Raw genomic sequence first — 19,765 nt, forward strand, 5'->3', positions numbered from 1 at the left:
GAACCCCGACTTCGGCAGATTATTTCCCCCGCAAAACCCACCTACCCGTGAGACCCGATCATGAGCAAAAAGCCATCGAAGCATGGCCCCAACAAGGCCAAATCCATCATCGCCCAGCCATTGTTCCGCAGCCGCCAGGAACGTCCCGCCAAGGGCAAGGGTAGTTACCGCCGCGAAGCCTTCCAGTCTGACAACTGGGAGGCTTCTTACTTTCTGGCTGCGTAAAGCAGAACACCCCTTCAACATGTTAAGGTCTGTACCTGATTCGTACTCCCTGGACCCGTGCATGCCCTTTTGTCTTCCCCGTCGTTGGCACCTACGCCAATTGATCGCTGCCTCCAGCCTTGTTTTGCTTGTCGCCTGTGCGGAAAAACCGACCGCAGCCGACGCTCAGCCGCTTCAGACGCTTCCTGTCGCCACCGCCCCGGCGGTTGTTCCGCCTGTGGTTCCGACGGGTGAGAACCTCGACATCCAGCCAACCCAGACCTTCGCCGAATGGCAGGCGGGTTTCCGCAAGGATGCCCTGGCCGCGGGTATCCGCGCCGATCTGTTTGATCGCGCTTTCGCCAATGTCAGCTTCGACCCCAGTGTGATTAGTGCCGACCGCAGCCAACCGGAATTCGCAAAGCCGGTGTGGGAATACCTCGATGGCGCCTTGTCTCCGCTGCGGGTACGTAAAGGCCAGTCGTTGATCAACCAGTACGCGGACACCCTGCAAAGCATCGAGCAACGTTACGGCGTTGATCGTCAGGCCCTTGTGGCCGTGTGGGGCATGGAAAGCAACTTTGGCCAGTTCCAGGGCAGCAAGTCGGTGATCAACTCGCTGGCGACCCTGGCCTACGAAGGCCGTCGCCCCGGTTTCGCCCACGCGCAATTGATTGCCGCCCTGCAAATCCTTCAACAAGGCGATATCGAGCCCGAGAAGATGCTGGGATCCTGGGCCGGCGCCATGGGCCAGACCCAGTTCATCCCGACCACCTACAACACCCATGCCGTGGACTTCGATGGTGACGGGCGTCGCGATATCTGGAGCAGCTCGGCCGATGCCCTGGCGTCTACCGCGCACTACCTGCAGAGTTCTGGCTGGCAGAGAGGCCAGCCATGGGGCTTTGAAGTCCAGCTGCCGAGCGGGTTCAACTACCTGCTGGCCGACGGCACGATTCGCAAGAGCGTCGCCGAATGGCGGCAACTGGGCATTACCCTGCCCAACGGTGGCCAGGTCCCGGCCGGCTCCGAGCAATTGTCAGCTGCCCTACTGCTGCCGGCCGGTTACCGTGGCCCGGCGTTCCTGGTGCTCGATAACTTCCGGGCGATCCTCAAGTACAACAACTCGTCGTCCTACGCGCTGGGGGTGAGCCTGTTGTCCGAACGCTTCAATGGTGCGGGCTTGATCAGTGGCACGTGGCCAAAGGATGACCTGCCATTGAGCCGTACCGAGCGGATCGAGCTGCAAAACCTGTTGAGCGCGCAAAACTATGATGCCGGCACCGCCGACGGGATCATCGGTGCCAACACCCGCAAGGCGATCCGCAGCGCCCAGCAGTCGTTTGGCTGGCCAGCGGATGGGTATCCGACGCACAAGTTGCTGGAAGGGTTGCGCAACCGCTAGTTAGCTGTATGGCTGAAACCGCTTTCGCGAGCAAGCCCGCTCCCACATTGATTTTGTGGCGCTCACAGATCAAATGTGGGAGCGGGCTTGCTCGCGAAGACTGACTCTCAGTCGGCAGATCTCTACGATCTAATCACCACATCCTGCTCCAACATCAACTCCTGATTCCCCGCATCCAGCCTGACCAATGCCCCCATGGGCAGCGTCAGATTCGGATCGCAATGCCCGCTGCGCCATCCGGACAACACCGGAATCTTCAATGGCGCGAAGGTCTGCTTGAGCAACCTGTCCAGCGCAGCCACCTCCACCCCCGCCACATCCCCGACCAACACGCCGCGCAGCTTCTGCAACGTGCCTGCCAGCCGCAGTTGGGTCAGCAACCGGTCGATGCGATACAGCGGCTCGTTGATGTCCTCGATCAACAGAATGACGCCCTCGGCATCGATCTCGTAGGGCGTGCCCATAGTCGCGGCGATCATGGCCAGATTGCCTCCGAGCAAGCGCCCATGAGCCACGCCCGGCTCGATCGTGGTCAGTGGGTAGGCCACCGGATGCGCCAGCACCGAGCCCGCACTCACCTGCCCGCGGAGCATGTTGAAAAAGGAAGACTCCGTTGGTATTTGCTTGCCACCCAGCAGGTCGGCATTGAGCAATGGACCATGAAATGTCACGAAGCCGGCATAACGACTGATCGCCAAATGCAGGGCAGTGATGTCGCTGTAGCCGATGAATGGCTTGGCGTTGTCGCGCAGCAATTGGAAATCGATGCGATCAAGCAGCCGGGGCGTGCCGTAACCTCCGCGCAGGCAGATGATGGCATCGACGTCACGATCCGCGAACGCAGCGTGCAGGTCATTGAGCCGCACGTCGTCGCTGCCGGCCAGGTAGCCGTCTTTCTCGTAGACCCCGGGAAACACTTTCAGTGAGTAACCTCGGGCACACATCCATTGCACCGCCTTGTCGGTGTCCAGCGTCGCGGGACCGGCGGGTGCGATAACGCCGATCATGCCTTCCGACGGCAGTGCCGGGACGGGAGCATGAGGGCAAAGGGTGTGGGTTGGTCGAGCGGTCATTCGTGAATCTCCCTGTGTGAACACGTCAGCACACAGTAGTCAGGAACGGGGACAAACTGAAGAGGGTCAGTTGCCCAGCAGGTTGCAGGAAAAAGCGGCCAGTGCCGTAGGCCGGGCAAAAAAACGCCCGCAAGGATGAACACCGTGCGGGCGCTTTTCATTTCCGTGCGCAGATCAGGACGACATCAGCTCGGCCTTGACCAGCTTGGCCTGCTCGTCGGCGTGATACGAGGAGCGCACCAACGGACCCGAGGCAACGTTCTTGAAGCCCATCTTGTAGCCTTCCTCGGCGAACCAGGCGAAGGTGTCCGGGTGCACGAAGCGTTGCACCGGCAAGTGGCTGCGGGACGGTTGCAGGTACTGGCCCAGGGTCAGCATGTCGATGTCGTGTTCGCGCATGCGCTTCATGACTTCGATGACTTCTTCGTCGGTCTCGCCCAGGCCCAGCATCAAGCCGGATTTGGTCGGAATGTGCGGCATCATTTGCTTGAAGCGTTGCAGCAGAGTCAGCGACCACTGGTAGTCCGAACCCGGACGCGCAGCCTTGTACAGACGCGGCACGGTTTCCAGGTTGTGGTTGAACACATCCGGCGGCTCGGCGGCAGTGATTTCCAGGGCGATGTCCATGCGGCCACGGTAGTCCGGAACCAGGGTTTCGAGCTGCACGTTCGGCGACAGCTTGCGGATTTCGCGGATGCAATCGGCAAAGTGCTGGGCACCGCCATCGCGCAGGTCGTCGCGGTCTACCGAAGTGATCACCACGTACTTCAGGCGCAGGTCGGCAATGGCGATGGCCAGGCTTTCCGGTTCGTTGACGTCCAGTGGCTTCGGACGGCCGTGGCCGACGTCGCAGAACGGGCAACGACGGGTGCAGATGTCACCCATGATCATGAAGGTCGCGGTGCCGCCGGAGAAGCACTCGCCCAGGTTCGGGCAGGACGCTTCTTCGCACACGCTGTGCAGCTTGTGCTTGCGCAGCAGGGCCTTGATGCGGTCGACTTCCGGCGAAACCGGAATGCGCACACGAATCCAGTCCGGCTTCTTCGGCAGTTCGGTCGTCGGAATGATCTTCACCGGGATGCGTGCAACCTTCTCGGCGCCGCGCAGCTTGACGCCGGCTTCAACCTTGGGACGCGGGGCCGGGCGCTCGGTGACATCGAGCGTCGGGATCATGGTTTGCACTGCATCAGTAGTCATATCAGTCGATTCCGCCCGTAAGGGTCGTCTGCTCAGCATAGTCGAGGTGTTTGACGAGCTGCGCGCGCAGCCGGGCACTTACCTCGGCAAATTCAATCGATCCTGCGTGATCGCTCAGCTGGGTCATCGCCAGCCCGGCGTAGCCGCAGGGATTAATCCGTCGAAACGGTTCCAGGTTCATGTCCACGTTCAAGGCCAGGCCATGAAAGGAACAGCCGTGGCGGATCCGCAGACCCAGGGAGGCGATTTTCGCCCCGTCGACGTAGACACCCGGTGCATCGGGCTTGGCCGCGGCGGTGACACCGTAACTGGCCAGCAGCTCGATCAGGCATTGCTCCATCCGGCTGACCAGATCGCGCACGCCAAACCCCAACCTGCGCACGTCCAGCAGCAGATAAGCCACCAACTGGCCGGGGCCGTGGTAGGTCACCTGACCACCACGGTCGACCTGCACCACCGGAATATCACCGGGAAGCAGCAAGTGTTCGGCCTTGCCGGCCTGGCCCTGGGTGAACACCGCAGGGTGTTCCACCAGCCAGACCTCGTCGGCGACATCGGTGCCGCGTTCGTTGGTAAAGCGTTGCATGGCATGCCAGACCGGCTCGTAAGCCATCTGGCCGAGCTCGCGAAAGCCCAGCGTGCCGGACATCACAACACCATGTGCACGAAACCGGTGGCCCGCAGTTCGCTGTTGATGTTGTACAGCTGGTCCTGGTCGGTCGCGACGATGTGCAACTGAATGGTGGTGTATTTGCCGTTGCTGCTCTGGCGCTCGTCAATACGCTCGTCATTGATCTTGGCGTGCTTGCTGACGATGTCGATGATTCTGTCCTTGTTGCCCACACCCGTGTCGCTGATCACCTTGACTGGATAATCAGTGGCAGGGAATTCGATCTTTGGCGCCTTTACTTCGGTATCGGTCATGGCGTAACGGCCTCGTAAGCGTAAGCCGTGGCGACGGCAAAGCCCCGCGCCGGATCAGCACGGGGCCTTGCAGGAGCACACTATCAGTTGAACAAGCCGTAGAAGAATAGACGGATGCTATCCCACATGCGACGGAAGATACCACCCTCTTCGACGCCATCCAGAGCGATCAGGTCGGCGCTGTGCACCACCTTGTCTTCCAGTTTGACTTCGACTTTACCAATCACGTCACCCTTGGCGATTGGCGCAACCAGTTGAGGGTTCATGGTCATGCTGGCGGCGAGCTTTTTCAGCTGGCCTTTTGGCAGGGTCATGGTCAGGTCTTCAGCCAGACCGGCCTTGACCTGGTTGGTGGCGCCTTTCCAGACCGGAGCCTGAGCCAGCTCGGTACCCTTCTGGTAGAAAGTCTGGGTTTCGAAGAAACGGAAACCGTAGGTCAGCAGCTTCTGGGTTTCGGCGGCCCGGGCCACTTCGCTGTTGGTGCCGAACACCACGGCGATCAGGCGCATGCCATCACGTACTGCCGAGGACACCATGCAGTAGCCGGCTTCGTCGGTGTGGCCGGTCTTCAGGCCATCGACAGTCTTGTCGCGCCACAGCAGCAGGTTACGGTTGGGTTGCTTGATGCCGTTCCAGAAGAACTCTTTCTGCGAGTAGATCGCGTAGTGAGCCGGGTCTTCGTGGATGATCGCACGGGCCAGCACAGCCATGTCGTGAGCCGACGAATAGTGCTCAGGGTTCGGCAGGCCGGTCGGGTTCATGAAATGGGTATTGGTCATGCCCAGATCGGCGACGGTCTTGTTCATCAGGTCGGCGAAGGCGTCTTCGCTGCCGGCGATGTGCTCGGAGAGCGCGACGCTGGCGTCGTTGCCCGACTGGATGATGATGCCGTGCAGCAGGTCGCTGACAGTGACTTGCGAACCCACCTTGATGAACATCCGCGAACCACCGGTGCGCCAGGCGTTCTCGCTGACGGTCACCGGGTCGTTTTCACCGATCTGGCCACGACGGATCTCCAGGGTCGCAATGTACGCGGTCATCAGCTTGGTCAGGCTGGCCGGTGGCAGACGCTGGTCACCGTTGTTCTCGACCAGCACGTTGCCGCTGCTGGCATCCATGAGCACGTAGGCCTTGGCGGCCAATTGTGGTGGCGACGGCATCATCTCGGCCGCGAAAGCGGCGGGTGAGAGGAGCAGCGGGACTAACAGGAACAGGCGTTTGGCAAAGGTGGTGATGTTCATCCGTCTCTCGAAATCGCTAATGGAAACTGCCCAAGGGCAAAACTAATCAGATGACTTTCTAACGAGTCATCGCGTGTTCAGTTGCTCACTCTGTAACCCTTGCCGGGCTTTTGTTCTTCAACGAGCCAACAACCTGATTCACCCCCCAATCGCTGGTGAATCGTCAATCAAGTTCTACGTGTTGCTTATTCCGTGACCACACTTGGCGAACCAAGGTTGGCCAGGCGCACACTGTTCTGCACCTGGGCAATTTCACCCGGCGAACCGATCGGCCCCAGGCGAACCCGATGCAGAGTCTGCTGATTGCGCACGATCGAGCTGATGAACACCGGAGCGCTCACCATCCCGCTGAGCTTGGATCTCAGGAGTTCTGCAGCGTCCGGGTTGGCGAACGCGCCCACCTGCAGATACTGGCCAGAGGCTGGTACAGAAGCGTTTTTTTTTGCATCGAGCTGCACGGGCACTACCGCAGCGGCGTGTTGCTGCGGCGGTGGCGTCCATTGCTCGACGGTGCCGGCCGAGGCCGTGATCACCGGGGCGCTATTCTGCGCGACTTTCGGTTCGTTGAGCATTAATGGTGCCGGACGGCCTTTGGCCGCCCAATACGCCTGTGGATCGATGCCTTCGACCTTGACCCGCGCCGTGCCGGTTTCGGCGTAACCGAGTTTCTTCGCGGCAGCGTAGGACAAGTCGATGATCCGGTCCGAGTAGAACGGACCGCGGTCATTGACTCGCAGGATCACGCTCTTGTTGTTGTCCAGGTTGGTCACCCGGACGTAACTCGGCAGTGGCAATGTCTTGTGCGCGGCACTCATGCCGTACAGGTCATACACTTCGCCGTTGGCAGTGTTCTGACCGTGGAACTTGGTGCCGTACCAGGACGCCGTACCCGACTGCACGTAGGTCTTGGATTCTTGCAACGGGAAGTAAGTCTTCCCCAACACAGTGTATGGGTTGGCCTTGTAGGGGCCGGTGTGCAGGGTCGGCGTGGCGTCCGGGATGCGCGACACATCGACGTCCCACCATGGTGCGCCATCCTTGTGGGCACGGTTGATGTCCAGCCCCGGCGTCGCGCGTACGGCAGTGGTGGACTTCTGGGCCGGCGCGCGGCTGGTCGAACAACTGGCGACCAGCACTGCCAACGCGGCGAATGCCATCAGCTTCAGGGGTTTATTGATAGGCAATGCCCGCATTACTTGACGCCCCGTGCTTGGACCAGCTGTTCAGACAGTTGATGTACGGCCATGGCGTACATCACGCTGCGGTTATATCGCGTGATCGCGTAAAAATTCTTCAGGCCCATCCAGTACTCGGGGCCATTGTCGCCTTCGAGGCGGAAAGCAGTAACCGGCATATCATCGCGCAGCGCATCATGACTTGACCACCCCAGGGCTCGCAACTCCCCGACGGTTTTCGTCGGTTCGATGCCTGCGGTCAAACCTTCGTCAACCTGATCGCCACGGACATCGGCGCGGCTCACCACCGGTTCGCCGGCGACCCAGCCATGACGCTTGAAGTAACTGGCGACACTGCCAATGGCATCGTCCGGGTTGGTCCAGATGTTGATATGGCCATCACCGTCGAAATCCACCGCGTAGGCGCGGAAACTGCTCGGCATGAATTGCGGCAAGCCCATTGCGCCAGCGTAGGAGCCTTTGAGCGTCAACGGATCAACCTGCTCTTCGCGGGCCAGCAGCAGGAACTCACGCAATTCCTTGCGGAAAAACTCGGCACGGGGAGGATAGTCGAAACCCAACGTCGACAAGGCATCGATCACCCGGAAATTTCCGGTATTGCGGCCGAAAAAGGTTTCAACGCCGATGATCGAGACAATCACCTGGGCCGGCACGCCGTATTCCTGCTCGGCACGGGCCAGCACCGCTTCGTGCTGACGCCAGAAGTCCACCCCACGGGCTATGCGCGCGTCGGTGATGAACATCGGGCGATACTCGCTCCACTGTTTGACCCGTTCGGCGGGTTTCGAGATGGCGTCCAGAATCGACTGCTTGCGCTCGGCTTCGCGGAACACGCCCATCAATTGTTCGCCGGCGAAACCGTAGTCACGGGTCATTTCACCGACGAATTCGGCCACCTGGGGTGAGCCTTCGTAGTCGCCGGCCAACGCTTCCTGCACGCTGCCAAGGATGCTTACCAGGCCGACCCATGGCGCAAATCGAGTCGCCCAGCCACGCACTACTTGCATTGAAAATTTCACCTTATTCAAACCTGCGCGATCCACTTGCGATGGGTATGGATCGACATCAAAACCCCAAACGCTGACAGCAGCGTCACCAGCGAAGTTCCTCCGTAGCTAATGAACGGCAACGGCACCCCCACCACCGGCAACAGGCCACTGACCATACCGATGTTGACGAAAACATAAACAAAAAACGTCATGGTCAGGCTGCCCGCGAGCAACTTGCCGAACAATGTCTGCGCCTGGGCGGTAATCACCAGACCACGCCCGATCAACAGCAGGTAGATCAGCAGCAGCGCACAGATCCCTACCAGGCCGAACTCTTCACCCAGTACGGCAATGATGAAGTCGGTATGGCTTTCCGGCAGGAAGTCCAGGTGCGACTGGGTGCCCAGCAACCAACCCTTGCCGAACACACCGCCAGAGCCGATGGCGGCCTTGGACTGGATGATGTTCCAGCCCGTACCGAGCGGATCGCTCTCCGGGTCAAGGAATGTCAGGATTCGCTGCTTCTGGTAGTCGTGCATGATGAAGAACCACATGGCAACCGCCACGGGCACGGCGGCGGCCAGCACGCTGAGGATCCAGCGCCAGCGCAAGCCCCCCATGAACAGCACGAAAGCGCCGCCGGCCAGGATCAGCAGCGAAGTGCCGAGGTCCGGTTGCCGCACGATGAGAATGAACGGGATGCCGATCAGCATCAGACTGATGCCGACATGCTTGAGCTGCGGCGGCAAGGTGCGCTTGGACAGGTACCAGGCGATGGTTGCCGGCATCAGGATCTTCATGAACTCCGAAGGCTGGAAGCGAATCACGCCGGGAATATTGATCCAGCGCGTGGCGCCCATGGCGTTGTGCCCCATGACATCCACCACGACCAGCAAGAGCACGCCTATCACATAGCCGACCGGCACCCAGCGAGCCATGAAGCGCGGCTCGAACTGAGCGATGACGATCATCGACACCAGGCCGATGCCGAAAGAAGTGGCCTGCTTGGCCAGCAGGTCCCAGCTCTTGCCGCTGGCCGAATACAGCACGAACAGACTGCCGGCGGCCAGGGTCAGCAGCAAAATCAGCAACACGCCATCGATGTGCATACGTTGCAGCAGCGTCGCGCGACGACGCATCACATCCTCACTGGAGAGCATGCGATCAAAATTATTCATCACGGGCCGTGGCCTCCGCGCTGGTAGGGCTGGCGTATTCGGCTTTGAGACGGCCGTCCTGGTCCAGCAGCCAGGCGTCCATCACCTGACGCACCACGGGCGCTGCGACGCCGGAGCCGGACTCACCGTTCTCGACCATCACCGACACCACGATTTGCGGGTCGTCCGCCGGTGCGAAGCCAACGAACAGGGCGTGGTCTCGATGGCGCTCCTGAACCTTGGAACGGTCGTATTTCTCGCCCTGCTTGATCGCGACCACCTGGGCCGTACCACTCTTGCCGGCGATCCGGTATTGCGCGCCGATCGAAGCCTTGCGCGCCGTACCGCGGGCGCCGTGCATGACCTGCTGCATGCCGTGGTTGACCTTGGTCCAGTCAGAAGGATCGCGCAGAATGATGTCCGGCATCGGGTTCTCATCCACAGGTTTCTCGCCTTCGATGGTCTTGGCCAGGTGCGGACGGTTCCAGATGCCTTTGTTGGCGACCAGCGCCGTGGCCTGGGCCAATTGCAGCGGGGTCGACTGCATGTAGCCCTGGCCGATCCCGAGGATCAGCGTTTCCCCCGGGAACCACGCCTGGCGGCGGGTCGCTCGCTTCCATTCGCGGGTCGGCATCAGACCCGGCGATTCCTCGAACATGTCCAGCGACACCTTCTGGCCGATGCCGAACTTGCTCAGGTACGACGACAACCGATCGATTCCCAGCTTGTGGGCCAGGTCGTAGAAGTAGGTGTCGTTGGAACGCATGATCGCCGTGTCGAGATCGACAAAGCCGTCGCCCGTACGGTTCCAGTTACGGTACTTGTGGTCGTAGTTGGGCAACATGTAGTAACCGGGGTCGAACACACGGGTCGACGCCGTCACCACGCCGGAGTCCAGGCCGGCAATCGCCACCGCAGGCTTGATGGTCGAGCCCGGCGGGTACAGACCGCGCAGTACGCGGTTGAACAGCGGCCGGTCGATGGAATCGCGCAGCTCGGAATAGGCCTTGGAGCTTATGCCGGTGACGAACAGGTTCGGATCGAAACTCGGCTGGCTGACCATTGCCAGCACCTCGCCGGTTTTCGGGTTCAGGGCCACCACCGCACCACGGCGACCGCCGAGCGCGGCTTCGGCGGCTTCCTGCAATTTGATGTCCAGGCTCAGGACGATGTCCTTGCCGGAAACCGGCTCGGTACGCTTGAGCACCCGCAATACGCGGCCCCGGGCATTGGTCTCGACTTCCTCGTAACCCACCTGACCGTGCAGTTCCGGCTCGTAGAAACGCTCGATGCCGGTTTTGCCGATCTGATGGGTGCCGCTGTAGCTGACCGGGTCCAGCGTCTTGAGCTCTTTCTCGTTGATCCGCCCCATGTAACCCACCGAGTGCGCAAAGTGCGCGCCCTGGGGATAGTGGCGAACCAATTGCGCGACCACTTCTACCCCTGGCAGGCGGAACTGGTTCACGGCGATCCGCGCGATCTGCTCTTCGGTCAGTTCGAAGAGGATCGGAACCGGCTCGAACGGTCGACGTCCCTGGCGCATGCGCTTTTCGAAGACCACCCGATCCTCGGGCGTCAGTTCCAGCACTTCGACGATTACGTCGAGCACCTGCTGCCAGTCGCCGGACCGCTCGCGGGTCATGCTCAGGCTGAAGCTGGGCCGGTTATCGGCGATCACCACGCCATTGCGGTCGAAAATCAAGCCACGGGTCGGCGGAATCGGCTGCACATGGACGCGGTTGTTTTCCGACAGGGTCGAGTGATACTCGTACTGGATCACCTGCAGGAAATACAGGCGCGCAATCAGCACGCCGATCAGCGCCACCACTGCAATGGCCCCGAACACGACGCGGCCACGCACCAGACGGGCGTCTTTTTCGTGGTCCTTGATGCGGATCGGCTGGGTCATGAGGGCGCAGAACTACTTGTGGTAAGGGTGACCGGACAGCACGGTCCAGGCACGGTACAACTGTTCGCCGATCAGAATCCGCACCAGCGGGTGCGGCAAGGTCAGCGGCGACAACGACCAGCGCTGGTCCGCCCGGGCACAGACTTCTGGCGCCAGCCCTTCGGGGCCGCCGACCATGAAGTTGACGGTGCGCGAATCCAGCCGCCAGCGATCGAGTTCGACCGCCAGCTGCTCGGTGCTCCAGGGTTTGCCATGGACTTCGAGGGTGACAACGCGCTCGTTCGGCCCGACCTTGGCCAGCATGGCTTCGCCTTCCTGACGGATGAAACGGGCCACGTCGGCGTTCTTGCCACGGGTATTGAGCGGTATTTCCACCAGTTCCAGCGCCAGCTCGGATGGAAGACGCTTGGCATATTCATGCCAGCCTTCTTCCACCCACTTGGGCATGCGTGAACCGACGGCGATCAGTCGCAGTCGCACAGCGGTCCCTTATTCCTGGTCTTTGTTGAGCTTGTTGAAGTGCTCGTGACCAACTTCAGGGCTGTGGTGCTTGCCATCGGCCGCACGGCTCTGCTCGGCACCTTTCCACAAACGCTCCAGGTCGTAGAACTGACGGGCGTTGGAGGTCATCATGTGGACGATCACGTCGTCCATGTCCAACAGCACCCAGTCGCTGTCGCCCTTGCCTTCTTCACCCAGCGGCTTGATGCCCAAGGCTTTGACCGCCTCGCGAACCTTGTCCAGCATCGCGCCGATCTGGCGGTTGGAGGTACCGGTGGCGATGATCATGTAGTCAGTGATGCTCTGCTTGTCGCGAACATCAATCACCAGCACGTCCTGGGCCTTGACGTCTTCCAGGGCGGCTACGGCGATCTTGACCAGCTCGTCGCCTTTAGGCGGCTCGGCGGCGAGGACCTTTTCCGGCAGCGGGGCGCTCTTGAATGTGCCTTTGCGTTTTACTTTGCTTTCGTTGTTGCTCGTCATATAAAACTCGTTTTGCTCGTTTGTTCGGGCGCTTCAATACACGTTGTTGCCACGTGCCTTGAGGCACTCCTATTCAGTTCGACGCACGGTAGAGCCCGTGCGCATCGATGTAGGCCAGGACCGCGTCGGGCACCAGGAAACGTACCGACTTACCGCTGGCCAGCAGTTGACGGATCTGGGTGGCGGATACCGCGAGCGGTGTCTGCCAGACGAATGCAATCTGTCCGCTCGGCCCTTTGAGGGCCAGCGGGTCGCTCACCGAGCGCGCTGCCAGCAGGTTGCGCAAGGCATCCGGCGGTTCGCTGTCGGCATCCGGGCGTTGCAACACCAGGATATGGCAATGCTGGAGCAACTCTTCCCAGCGGTGCCAAGTGGGCAGGCCGCAAAAAGCGTCCCAGCCCAAAAGCAGAAAAACCTGGTCGGACACGGCCAGTTCGGCGCGCATCAGTTCCAGGGTATCAATGGTGTAGGACGGTTTGTCCCGCTGCAATTCGCGGGCGTCCACCACCAACGGCGCCACACCGGCCACCGCGCACTCGACCATCGCCAGACGGTCTTTTGCCGACACCTGCGGCTTGTCCCGATGGGGGGGCCTGGCACTGGGTGTCAGGCGCAGCTCATCGAGTGCCAGGGTTTCGGCGACTTCCAGTGCACCGCGCAAATGGCCGATGTGCACCGGGTCGAACGTTCCGCCCAGCACGCCAATGCGGCGAGGCGCTGGCTCGCTGACGGTGACCGGGGCTGACGGGTCGAAGTCGCCCAAGTCAGACCGGCTCCTGTCCGCGCAGTTGCCCGTCGCCGACCACGATGTACTTCTCGCAGGTCAGCCCTTCGAGGCCCACCGGGCCACGGGCGTGCAGCTTATCAGTAGAAATGCCGATCTCGGCACCCAATCCGTATTCGAAACCATCGGCGAAGCATGTCGGGGTGTTGATCATCACCGACGACGAGTCGACTTCAGCCACGAAACGCCGGGTGTCGCCCTGGTGTTCGCTGATAATCGAATCGGTATGGTGAGAGCCGTAACGGTTGATGTGCTCGATGGCCTGCTCCAGCCCGTCGACCACGCGGATCGACAGAATCGGCGCCAGGTACTCGGTGCTCCAGTCTTCCTCGGTGGCCGGTACGGCATCGATGATCGCCCGGGTACGCTCGCAACCGCGCAGCTCAACGCCTTTTTCGCGGAACTGGGCGGCCATCGCTGGCAGGAAATCCTTGGCGACGGTTTGATCCACCAGCAGCGTTTCCATGGCACCGCAGATGCCATAACGGTAAGTCTTGGCATTGAACGCGATGCGCTGGGCCTTGGCCAGGTCGGCGTGCTCACTCACGTAAACATGGCAGATGCCGTCCAGGTGCTTGATCACCGGTACGCGCGCGTCACGGCTGACGCGTTCGATCAGACCGCGGCCGCCACGGGGCACGATGACATCGACGTATTCAGGCATGGTGATCAGCGCGCCGACGGCAGCGCGGTCCGTGGTTTCGACCACTTGCACCACAGCGGCGGGCAGATCGGCCTCGGCCAGGCCGCGCTGGATGCAGGCGGCGATGGCTCGATTGGAATGAATGGCCTCGGAACCGCCACGCAGAATGGTCGCGTTGCCGGACTTCAGGCACAGGCTGGCGGCATCGATGGTCACGTTCGGCCGCGACTCGTAGATGATTCCGATCACGCCCAGTGGCACGCGCATCTTGCCGACCTGAATACCCGACGGACGGAAACTCATGTCGCGGATCGCGCCGACCGGGTCCGGCAGGGCCGCCACCTGGCGCAGACCGACGATCATGCCGTCGATACGCGCCGGGGTCAGCGCCAGACGTTCAAGAAGGGCCGGCTCCAGACCATTGGCGCGACCGGCGGCCAAATCCAGCTCATTGGCCGCCGTCAGCTCGGCGCGAGCCGCATCCAGCGCATTGGCGGCGGCCTGCAGGGCGCGGTTTTTCTGCGCGGTGCTGGCACGGCCGATCACGCGGGAAGCTTCGCGGGCAGCGCAACCCAGGCGGGTCATGTAATCAAGAACGGACTCAGTCATGGTCTGGCGTGGTCTTTGATAAGGTCTTGGTAAAGAGTAAAGCGGCAGATTATAGCTGTCGCGTCCCGGGACTAACAGCGGTGACGGGCGGATGGTCGAAATGGAGGGGTATTTGCCGACGTTCAGCCGGGATTAAGCTGCAAATTGTTATCATCACGACTCATTCAGCCCTGACAAATGCCGGCCATCATGTCCAATCTGACTGTTCGAGCGTCCGCCATGAGCCTGCCCGCGGGCCTCCCGGACGCGTTTTTCGACCGTGACGCGCAAATTCTGGCCCGGGACCTACTGGGCAAAGTCATTCGCCATCGAGTGGGCGACCTGTGGCTCAGCGCCCGAATCATCGAGACCGAAGCCTATTACTGCGCGGAAAAAGGCAGCCACGCGTCCCTCGGCTACACAGAAAAGCGTAAGGCTTTGTTTCTGGATGGCGGCCACATCTATATGTATTACGCCCGGGGTGGCGATTCACTCAATTTCAGCGCCCAAGGGCCCGGCAACGCCGTGCTGATCAAGTCCGCCTATCCGTGGGTCGATGAACTGAGCGGGCCGGCCAGCCTGGCACAGATGCTGTTGAACAATCCCGATGCCCAGGGTCACCCTCGCCCGTCACAAAAGCTCTGCGCAGGGCAAACCCTGCTCTGCAAGGCGCTAGGCCTGAAAGTGCCGGTGTGGGACGCCAAACGCTTCGACCACGAAGTGCTGCTGGTAGAGCACGTCGGCCAGACGCCCGCCCACATCATCCAGACCACGCGCCTGGGCATCCCCCACGGACGCGATGAACACCTGATGTACCGTTTCGTCGACGGAGCCTACGCGGCTTACTGCACGCGCAACCCGCTGCGTCGGGGGCAAGTCGAAGGTCGCGATTATTTTGTGCTGTCCTGACTTACCCGAACTTGAAGTAAAAGTGAGTTTCTGTGGGAGCGGGCTTGCCCGCGAAGGCGGAGTGTCAGGCGACAATAATATCGTCTGGAGGGCCCCATTCGCGGGCAAGCCCGCTCCCACAGGGTTCGGCGCCGTAACGAAAATTTGCGTTTGCCCACCAAGGGCCAATTGAATTCAATGGAGTGGTTTATATGGGCCAATGGCTCGATAGCGTGACCGGTTGGTTGACGGTCAACCCGCAATGGCTGGCGGCAGCAATATTTCTGGTGGCCTTTGTGGAATGCCTGGCAATTGCCGGCCTGATCGTCCCCGGCACGGTTTTACTGTTCACCGTCGCCGTACTGGCCGGCAGCGGAGCGTTGCCACTGAGTGAAACCTTGCTGCTGGGCTTTCTCGCCGGCGTGTTGGGCGATGTCGTTTCGTACTTCCTTGGACGGCACTTTCATCAGAATATCCGGCGCCTGCCCGGATTGCGCCATCACCCGGAGTGGATTGCCGGGGCAGAGGCCTATTTCCAGCGCTATGGCATCGCCAGCCTGCTGGTCGGGCGTTTTATCGGGCCATTACGGCCGATGTTACCCATGGTTGCTGGCATGTGTGACATGCCCTTCCCACGCTTCATCGCCGTCAGCCTGTTGGCCGGTGCGGGGTGGTCGGTGGCTTATCTGATGCCCGGCTGGGCCACGGGCGCAGCAATCCGCTTGCCATTGCCCGAAGGCTTCTGGTTCCAGGCCGGGGTTGTTGTCGGCAGCATTGCTCTGATGATCGGCTTGAGCGCGACCAGCAGCCTGCGCCGGCATCGTCGCGCGACGCTGTTCATTACCGGGATGAGTCTTTTGATTCTGGCGGGGTTGTTTATCGGATATTCGCACCTGTCCGCACTCGATCAAGGCGTGATGACGCTGGTGCAGGAGCATCGTAAACCGTTGCTGGATGAAGTGGCGGTGGTCTTCACGCTGATCGGCGAATTCCGCAACATGTTGTTGTTCAGTGCGCTGCTGACCGGTTTGCTGTTGCTGACGCGTCAATGGCGGCACGCGATTTTCGCGGGCAGCACACTGCTCTTCACGGCACTGGCCAATACCGCGACCAAGTACTTTTTCGCCCGCTTGCGCCCCGAAGTGTTGAGCGATCCGCTCACCAGCTACAGCATGCCCAGCGGCCACGCTTCAGGGTCTTTCGCGCTGTTCCTCACCCTCGCCGTTCTGGCCGGCCGCGGGCAACCGCCCCGGATGCGCCTGACCTGGTTATTGGTGGGATGCCTGCCAGCGACGGCTATTGCGCTGTCGCGGGTATACCTCGGTGCGCATTGGCCGACAGATGTATTGGCCGGCGCAATGCTGGCGGCGTGTGTCTGTGCGGCCAGCCTGTGGCTGATCCAGCGCAAGGAGCCGCTCAACGCCTTACCGCCCAAGGTCTGGTGGCTGGTGCTCCCAGCCTTGGTGGCATTGTTCGGGTTCTTCGTGTTGCGGCATTTGCCGCATACGATGTTGCGATATGCGTACTAGATAAAGCAAAAGATCCCAGCCCTCAGTCGCACCTGCATGAGCGTTCACGCTGTAGAAGCGACCAAAGGCTGCGATCTTTTCAATAATGCCAGGCAAACAACTTCTGGGCGGACAACCTTATTACAGCAGTGACATCAGGAATCGCACTGACATCAAGTAACAGCCCAACCTGACAGATTATATTAAGTCTTAGCCGCCGATCGGAAAACTTGGCAAGTTCTCGCTTTCAACACCACGGTATTTAATTAGACCTGCCTCGATTTGTTTTGCAATCTTGCGCGCGAGAGCGACATTATCATCAAGCTTATAACGAACTTCAGAAAACTTGACCAGTGCCTCCCCCGCATAATCATCCCAGAGTCGCTGTTCAAAACCATCGCCAGCGGTATTCAAATCCGAACGTCGCACCAGAATCAACGCATTCGCCGCAGTCAGCGCCGAATCCGCCGCAAACTCAACTTCGACCTGCGGTGTACCTTCTCTAACATCACGGAGCATGGACCGAGTAAAGCAAAAACCCCACAACGCACGTTCATCGCCAGTTAAATCTTTCATCAAATACTCCCTTATATATGCAATACCTGCCTCATGCAGGCGAAGCAAATATAACCACCTCAACCTTATCAATCAATACAAACCCACCACCAACTTATTAAAAATCAATACAACGCCCCACCAAACAAACTGACCACCACCAAAACAACCAACCAACAAACTTAAGACCAGACCAAACAACTCAACTCAACTCAACCGAACAGTCGACGACTTACCATTATCAATCAGACAAACAACTCGCCCCGCGACTCATCCAGTCGTATTGCGGACAATCGATTTGCGGCAGATTAATCTTGTCCAGCTTGGCAAAAGGCAACATGTGTACGCAACCTGATTGAGCAGTGACTGTTGCCCAGGCACTTCACTTCACGGCATTGGTCAACTCCGCAACCAAACAGCTTCCTGCCTGCGGGTACTAGCAAGTTTTGAACGAACCGTTGGCCAGTTACAGCATGCCCAGCGAACACACGCCGAGTTCTTTTGCGCCGTTCCTTAGTTCGTTGTACTGATAGCCGTAGATAGCCGCCACGGAGACATCTGACCTGATTGCTGGTGGCTGGTGGCGCGGGTAAGGTTTGTTCGAGGTTTTGGTGTTGCCGCATGCATTTCCGGTGGGTGATTGCACATTGACTCACCCCACAAAAGCCCCCGACTCATTAGTCGAGGGCTTCAGTCTCGGGGACTTAGCCCCCCCACTCACGATTACGCATTTCCAAAATCAATGCATCAGCCAACTGGCATGCAGTTGCAGCGGTGTCTTCAAAAGAACTACTAGGGCTGGCATTTTTCAGCAGGTAGCCTACTGCAGCAGCTTCCCAGGCGGATTTTTCGTTCTTATAGATAGTCATTGCGTTAGATCCTTTTAATGAATTTGCCCACATCATGTGGACGGCCACAAACTAAATAATCCACCGACGCTCAACAATGCTGGCCAACCTGCTGATGTTTTGCCAAATGCTGCTCAGGCAAACAACTCGCCCTGTAACTCATCCAGCAACGCCTGAATCGCATCCAGTCGCTGCTGCGGATCATCAAGTTGCAACAGGTCAATCTTGTCCAGTTCGGCGAAAGGCAACAGGTACGCCAACTGATTGGCCAGTGACTGTTGCCCGGTCGCTTCCGTGCCCATGTTCAAGGCTTCGACCATCGGGTGCTCCGCCAGGGCCTTGAGCAACGCCACCAGGTCGGCATCCTCATCCTGCAGCGGTTGCTCCGGCTCATCTTCCAGCCACTCGACCTCGGCGACGGTCAACTGATCCCGTTGCACTTCGGTACGCAAAACGCGAAAGCGCCGGCCGCCCTGGACCCGAATCCCCAGCAGGCCGTTGTCCTGCTGTTTGAAATCGGTGATCAGCGCTTCACAGCCCACCAGCGCGTAGCCGGCCGGGGCGATTCCGACTTCCTCGCCGTCGAGGATGCACACCACGCCGAACCCGCCACCCTGCTTCATGCAGCGGCCGATCATGTCCAGATAGCGCGCTTCGAAGATCTGCAAGTCGAGGATGCAACCTGGGAACAGCACTGTGTTCAACGGAAAAAGCGGCAGACTCATAGACATTTCCTTACACGACCATCGACACCGCCAGCGGCAGGAAAACCGCCGTGGCCACACCCATCAGGCTCATCGCCAGCGCCGCGAAGGCGCCGCACTCTTCACTTTCCTGCAACGCCACCGACGTGCCGACCGCATGGGCCGTCATGCCCAGCGCCATACCCCTGGCTTCCGGGCTGTGCACACCGAGGCGAGTCAACAGGGCCGGGCCGAAAATCGCCCCGATCACACCGGTAATCAGGACGAACACCGCTGCCAGCGCCGCGACGCCGCCGATCTGTTCAGCCACCAGCATCGCAATCGGCGACGTCACCGACTTCGGTGCCATGGTCATCAGGATCATGTGCTCGGCACCGAACCACCAGCCCAACAACACGCCCATCCCCGTGGCCACCACCCCGCCTATCACCAGCGTAGTAAATATCGGCCAGAACAACTGCCGAATCCGTCGCAGGTTCAGATAAAGCGGCACCGCCAGCGCAACAGTGGCCGGACCGAGCAGGATGCTCAGGATCTCGGTACTCTTGCGGTACTCGGCGTAAGTCAGGCCGCAACCCACCAGCACACCGATCACCAGCAACATGGAGACCAGCACCGGCTGCAAAAAGATCCAGCGGGTTTTCTCGAATGCCGCAAGGACGAGCTGATAGGCACCGAGGGTGATACCGATGCCGAATAATGGATGGTGAATCACCGAGGCCCAGGCGCCGTGCCAGTCGAAGATCATTGGTTGTCCTCGGAGTGCGCGTGACGCTTGACCATGCGCTGCATCAGCACGCCGGCGAAGGCCATCGAAAGCAACAGCGACAACACTAGCGCACCGACGATGGCCCAGAAGTCCGCCGCGATGTCAGCGGCATACACCATCACGCCCACGGCCGGCGGCACCAGCAACAACGGCAGGTAGCGCAGCAGGCTGCCGGCCGCCAGGTTCAGTGGCTCCCCCC

Annotated in this window: 22 protein-coding genes; 4 read left to right on the top strand and 18 right to left on the bottom strand. The window is 60.3% G+C overall.

Features of this window, described 5'->3' with window-relative positions; genetic code table 11:
* Positions 1-60: 60 nt before the first annotated feature.
* A complete protein-coding gene (gene arfA, locus PMI26_RS11160; protein WP_007975872.1) occupies positions 61-225 on the top strand; it encodes an alternative ribosome rescue factor ArfA in 165 nt (54 codons plus the stop codon).
* Between the two features lie 61 nt (positions 226-286).
* Complete coding sequence (locus tag PMI26_RS11155) at positions 287-1,609, top strand: lytic murein transglycosylase (RefSeq protein WP_007975874.1); 1,323 nt, start codon at positions 287-289, stop codon at positions 1,607-1,609.
* Between the two features lie 122 nt (positions 1,610-1,731).
* Here the strand turns inward: PMI26_RS11155 and PMI26_RS11150 are convergent, their stop codons facing one another.
* The 13 genes from PMI26_RS11150 to PMI26_RS11090 form a co-directional block, all read right to left on the bottom strand.
* On the bottom strand, positions 1,732-2,682 hold the full coding sequence (locus PMI26_RS11150) for a S66 peptidase family protein (protein ID WP_007975876.1): 951 nt from the start codon (positions 2,680-2,682) through the stop codon (positions 1,732-1,734).
* 174 nt (positions 2,683-2,856) lie between these two features.
* Entirely contained in the window at positions 2,857-3,855 is a 999-nt protein-coding gene (gene lipA, locus PMI26_RS11145) for a lipoyl synthase (RefSeq protein WP_162130289.1), read from the bottom strand.
* Positions 3,856-3,880: 25 nt separating this feature from the next.
* Entirely contained in the window at positions 3,881-4,528 is a 648-nt protein-coding gene (lipB, locus tag PMI26_RS11140; protein ID WP_007975880.1) for a lipoyl(octanoyl) transferase LipB, read from the bottom strand.
* On the bottom strand, positions 4,528-4,803 hold the full coding sequence (locus PMI26_RS11135; RefSeq protein WP_007975882.1) for a DUF493 domain-containing protein: 276 nt from the start codon (positions 4,801-4,803) through the stop codon (positions 4,528-4,530). Before PMI26_RS11135 ends, lipB begins: the two co-directional genes overlap by 1 nt.
* Before the next feature lie 83 nt (positions 4,804-4,886).
* Positions 4,887-6,044: a D-alanyl-D-alanine carboxypeptidase family protein gene (locus PMI26_RS11130; protein WP_007975884.1), complete on the bottom strand. Its 1,158-nt coding sequence runs from the start codon at positions 6,042-6,044 to the stop codon at positions 4,887-4,889.
* A gap of 185 nt (positions 6,045-6,229) precedes the next feature.
* Positions 6,230-7,237, bottom strand: coding sequence for a septal ring lytic transglycosylase RlpA family protein (locus PMI26_RS11125; RefSeq protein WP_007975887.1), 1,008 nt, complete (start codon positions 7,235-7,237; stop codon positions 6,230-6,232).
* Positions 7,237-8,247 (bottom strand): lytic murein transglycosylase B, encoded by a 1,011-nt coding sequence (mltB, locus tag PMI26_RS11120; RefSeq protein WP_007975890.1) that lies wholly within the window; start codon positions 8,245-8,247, stop codon positions 7,237-7,239. The genes PMI26_RS11125 and mltB overlap by 1 nt, the downstream gene beginning before the upstream one ends.
* Before the next feature lie 17 nt (positions 8,248-8,264).
* Complete coding sequence (gene rodA / locus PMI26_RS11115; RefSeq protein ID WP_050549215.1) at positions 8,265-9,368, bottom strand: rod shape-determining protein RodA; 1,104 nt, start codon at positions 9,366-9,368, stop codon at positions 8,265-8,267.
* Between the two features lie 31 nt (positions 9,369-9,399).
* Positions 9,400-11,295, bottom strand: coding sequence for a penicillin-binding protein 2 (gene mrdA, locus PMI26_RS11110; RefSeq protein WP_007975894.1), 1,896 nt, complete (start codon positions 11,293-11,295; stop codon positions 9,400-9,402).
* Positions 11,296-11,307: 12 nt separating this feature from the next.
* Entirely contained in the window at positions 11,308-11,775 is a 468-nt protein-coding gene (rlmH, locus tag PMI26_RS11105) for a 23S rRNA (pseudouridine(1915)-N(3))-methyltransferase RlmH (RefSeq protein WP_007937439.1), read from the bottom strand.
* A 9-nt stretch (positions 11,776-11,784) separates the two neighbouring features.
* Entirely contained in the window at positions 11,785-12,279 is a 495-nt protein-coding gene (rsfS, locus tag PMI26_RS11100) for a ribosome silencing factor (RefSeq protein WP_007975896.1), read from the bottom strand.
* Between the two features lie 73 nt (positions 12,280-12,352).
* Positions 12,353-13,042: a nicotinate-nucleotide adenylyltransferase gene (gene nadD, locus PMI26_RS11095; RefSeq protein WP_007975898.1), complete on the bottom strand. Its 690-nt coding sequence runs from the start codon at positions 13,040-13,042 to the stop codon at positions 12,353-12,355.
* A gap of 1 nt (position 13,043) precedes the next feature.
* Positions 13,044-14,315, bottom strand: coding sequence for a glutamate-5-semialdehyde dehydrogenase (locus PMI26_RS11090; protein ID WP_007975900.1), 1,272 nt, complete (start codon positions 14,313-14,315; stop codon positions 13,044-13,046).
* 177 nt (positions 14,316-14,492) lie between these two features.
* Here PMI26_RS11090 and PMI26_RS11085 point away from each other — a divergent pair, with 177 nt between their 5' ends.
* Both PMI26_RS11085 and PMI26_RS11080 read left to right on the top strand, forming a co-directional pair.
* Positions 14,493-15,203 (top strand): DNA-3-methyladenine glycosylase, encoded by a 711-nt coding sequence (locus PMI26_RS11085; RefSeq protein ID WP_177323534.1) that lies wholly within the window; start codon positions 14,493-14,495, stop codon positions 15,201-15,203.
* A 191-nt stretch (positions 15,204-15,394) separates the two neighbouring features.
* Entirely contained in the window at positions 15,395-16,711 is a 1,317-nt protein-coding gene (locus PMI26_RS11080; protein ID WP_007975904.1) for a bifunctional DedA family/phosphatase PAP2 family protein, read from the top strand.
* Between the two features lie 189 nt (positions 16,712-16,900).
* Here PMI26_RS11080 and PMI26_RS11075 read toward each other — a convergent pair whose 3' ends face one another.
* From PMI26_RS11075 to PMI26_RS11060, 5 genes are all read right to left on the bottom strand, one after another.
* On the bottom strand, positions 16,901-17,266 hold the full coding sequence (locus tag PMI26_RS11075) for a hypothetical protein (RefSeq protein ID WP_007975905.1): 366 nt from the start codon (positions 17,264-17,266) through the stop codon (positions 16,901-16,903).
* 683 nt (positions 17,267-17,949) lie between these two features.
* The gene (locus tag PMI26_RS31445) at positions 17,950-18,114 is read right to left on the bottom strand and encodes a hypothetical protein (protein ID WP_007975908.1); all 165 of its coding nucleotides are present in this window, start codon (positions 18,112-18,114) and stop codon (positions 17,950-17,952) included.
* A 113-nt stretch (positions 18,115-18,227) separates the two neighbouring features.
* Positions 18,228-18,818: an LON peptidase substrate-binding domain-containing protein gene (locus tag PMI26_RS11070; protein ID WP_007975910.1), complete on the bottom strand. Its 591-nt coding sequence runs from the start codon at positions 18,816-18,818 to the stop codon at positions 18,228-18,230.
* Between the two features lie 10 nt (positions 18,819-18,828).
* Complete coding sequence (locus tag PMI26_RS11065; RefSeq protein WP_007975911.1) at positions 18,829-19,545, bottom strand: LrgB family protein; 717 nt, start codon at positions 19,543-19,545, stop codon at positions 18,829-18,831.
* The coding region (locus tag PMI26_RS11060; protein WP_007975913.1) for a CidA/LrgA family protein at positions 19,542-19,765 on the bottom strand (224 nt) is incomplete at its 5' end. The genes PMI26_RS11060 and PMI26_RS11065, both read right to left, overlap by 4 nt.

Source organism: Pseudomonas sp. GM33 (assembly GCF_000282295.1).
Lineage (GTDB): Bacteria > Pseudomonadota > Gammaproteobacteria > Pseudomonadales > Pseudomonadaceae > Aquipseudomonas > Aquipseudomonas laurylsulfatiphila.

What these genes read in the sequence shown, in the direction of transcription:
- rsfS (WP_007975896.1), bottom strand. Translation starts at nt 12,279, where the DNA reads ATGACGAGCAACAACGAAAGCAAAGTAAAACGCAAAGGCACATTCAAG.
- PMI26_RS11090 (WP_007975900.1), bottom strand. Translation starts at nt 14,315, where the DNA reads ATGACTGAGTCCGTTCTTGATTACATGACCCGCCTGGGTTGCGCTGCC.
- PMI26_RS11135 (WP_007975882.1), bottom strand. Translation starts at nt 4,803, where the DNA reads ATGACCGATACCGAAGTAAAGGCGCCAAAGATCGAATTCCCTGCCACT.
- PMI26_RS11085 (WP_177323534.1), top strand. Translation starts at nt 14,493, where the DNA reads ATGCCGGCCATCATGTCCAATCTGACTGTTCGAGCGTCCGCCATGAGC.
- PMI26_RS11065 (WP_007975911.1), bottom strand. Translation starts at nt 19,545, where the DNA reads ATGATCTTCGACTGGCACGGCGCCTGGGCCTCGGTGATTCACCATCCA.
- PMI26_RS11070 (WP_007975910.1), bottom strand. Translation starts at nt 18,818, where the DNA reads ATGAGTCTGCCGCTTTTTCCGTTGAACACAGTGCTGTTCCCAGGTTGC.
- lipA (WP_162130289.1), bottom strand. Translation starts at nt 3,855, where the DNA reads ATGATCCCGACGCTCGATGTCACCGAGCGCCCGGCCCCGCGTCCCAAG.
- PMI26_RS11125 (WP_007975887.1), bottom strand. Translation starts at nt 7,237, where the DNA reads ATGCGGGCATTGCCTATCAATAAACCCCTGAAGCTGATGGCATTCGCC.
- PMI26_RS11130 (WP_007975884.1), bottom strand. Translation starts at nt 6,044, where the DNA reads ATGAACATCACCACCTTTGCCAAACGCCTGTTCCTGTTAGTCCCGCTG.
- PMI26_RS11155 (WP_007975874.1), top strand. Translation starts at nt 287, where the DNA reads ATGCCCTTTTGTCTTCCCCGTCGTTGGCACCTACGCCAATTGATCGCT.
- mrdA (WP_007975894.1), bottom strand. Translation starts at nt 11,295, where the DNA reads ATGACCCAGCCGATCCGCATCAAGGACCACGAAAAAGACGCCCGTCTG.
- lipB (WP_007975880.1), bottom strand. Translation starts at nt 4,528, where the DNA reads ATGTCCGGCACGCTGGGCTTTCGCGAGCTCGGCCAGATGGCTTACGAG.
- arfA (WP_007975872.1), top strand. Translation starts at nt 61, where the DNA reads ATGAGCAAAAAGCCATCGAAGCATGGCCCCAACAAGGCCAAATCCATC.
- PMI26_RS31445 (WP_007975908.1), bottom strand. Translation starts at nt 18,114, where the DNA reads ATGACTATCTATAAGAACGAAAAATCCGCCTGGGAAGCTGCTGCAGTA.
- mltB (WP_007975890.1), bottom strand. Translation starts at nt 8,247, where the DNA reads ATGCAAGTAGTGCGTGGCTGGGCGACTCGATTTGCGCCATGGGTCGGC.
- rodA (WP_050549215.1), bottom strand. Translation starts at nt 9,368, where the DNA reads ATGCGTCGTCGCGCGACGCTGCTGCAACGTATGCACATCGATGGCGTG.
- PMI26_RS11150 (WP_007975876.1), bottom strand. Translation starts at nt 2,682, where the DNA reads ATGACCGCTCGACCAACCCACACCCTTTGCCCTCATGCTCCCGTCCCG.
- PMI26_RS11075 (WP_007975905.1), bottom strand. Translation starts at nt 17,266, where the DNA reads ATGAAAGATTTAACTGGCGATGAACGTGCGTTGTGGGGTTTTTGCTTT.
- PMI26_RS11080 (WP_007975904.1), top strand. Translation starts at nt 15,395, where the DNA reads ATGGGCCAATGGCTCGATAGCGTGACCGGTTGGTTGACGGTCAACCCG.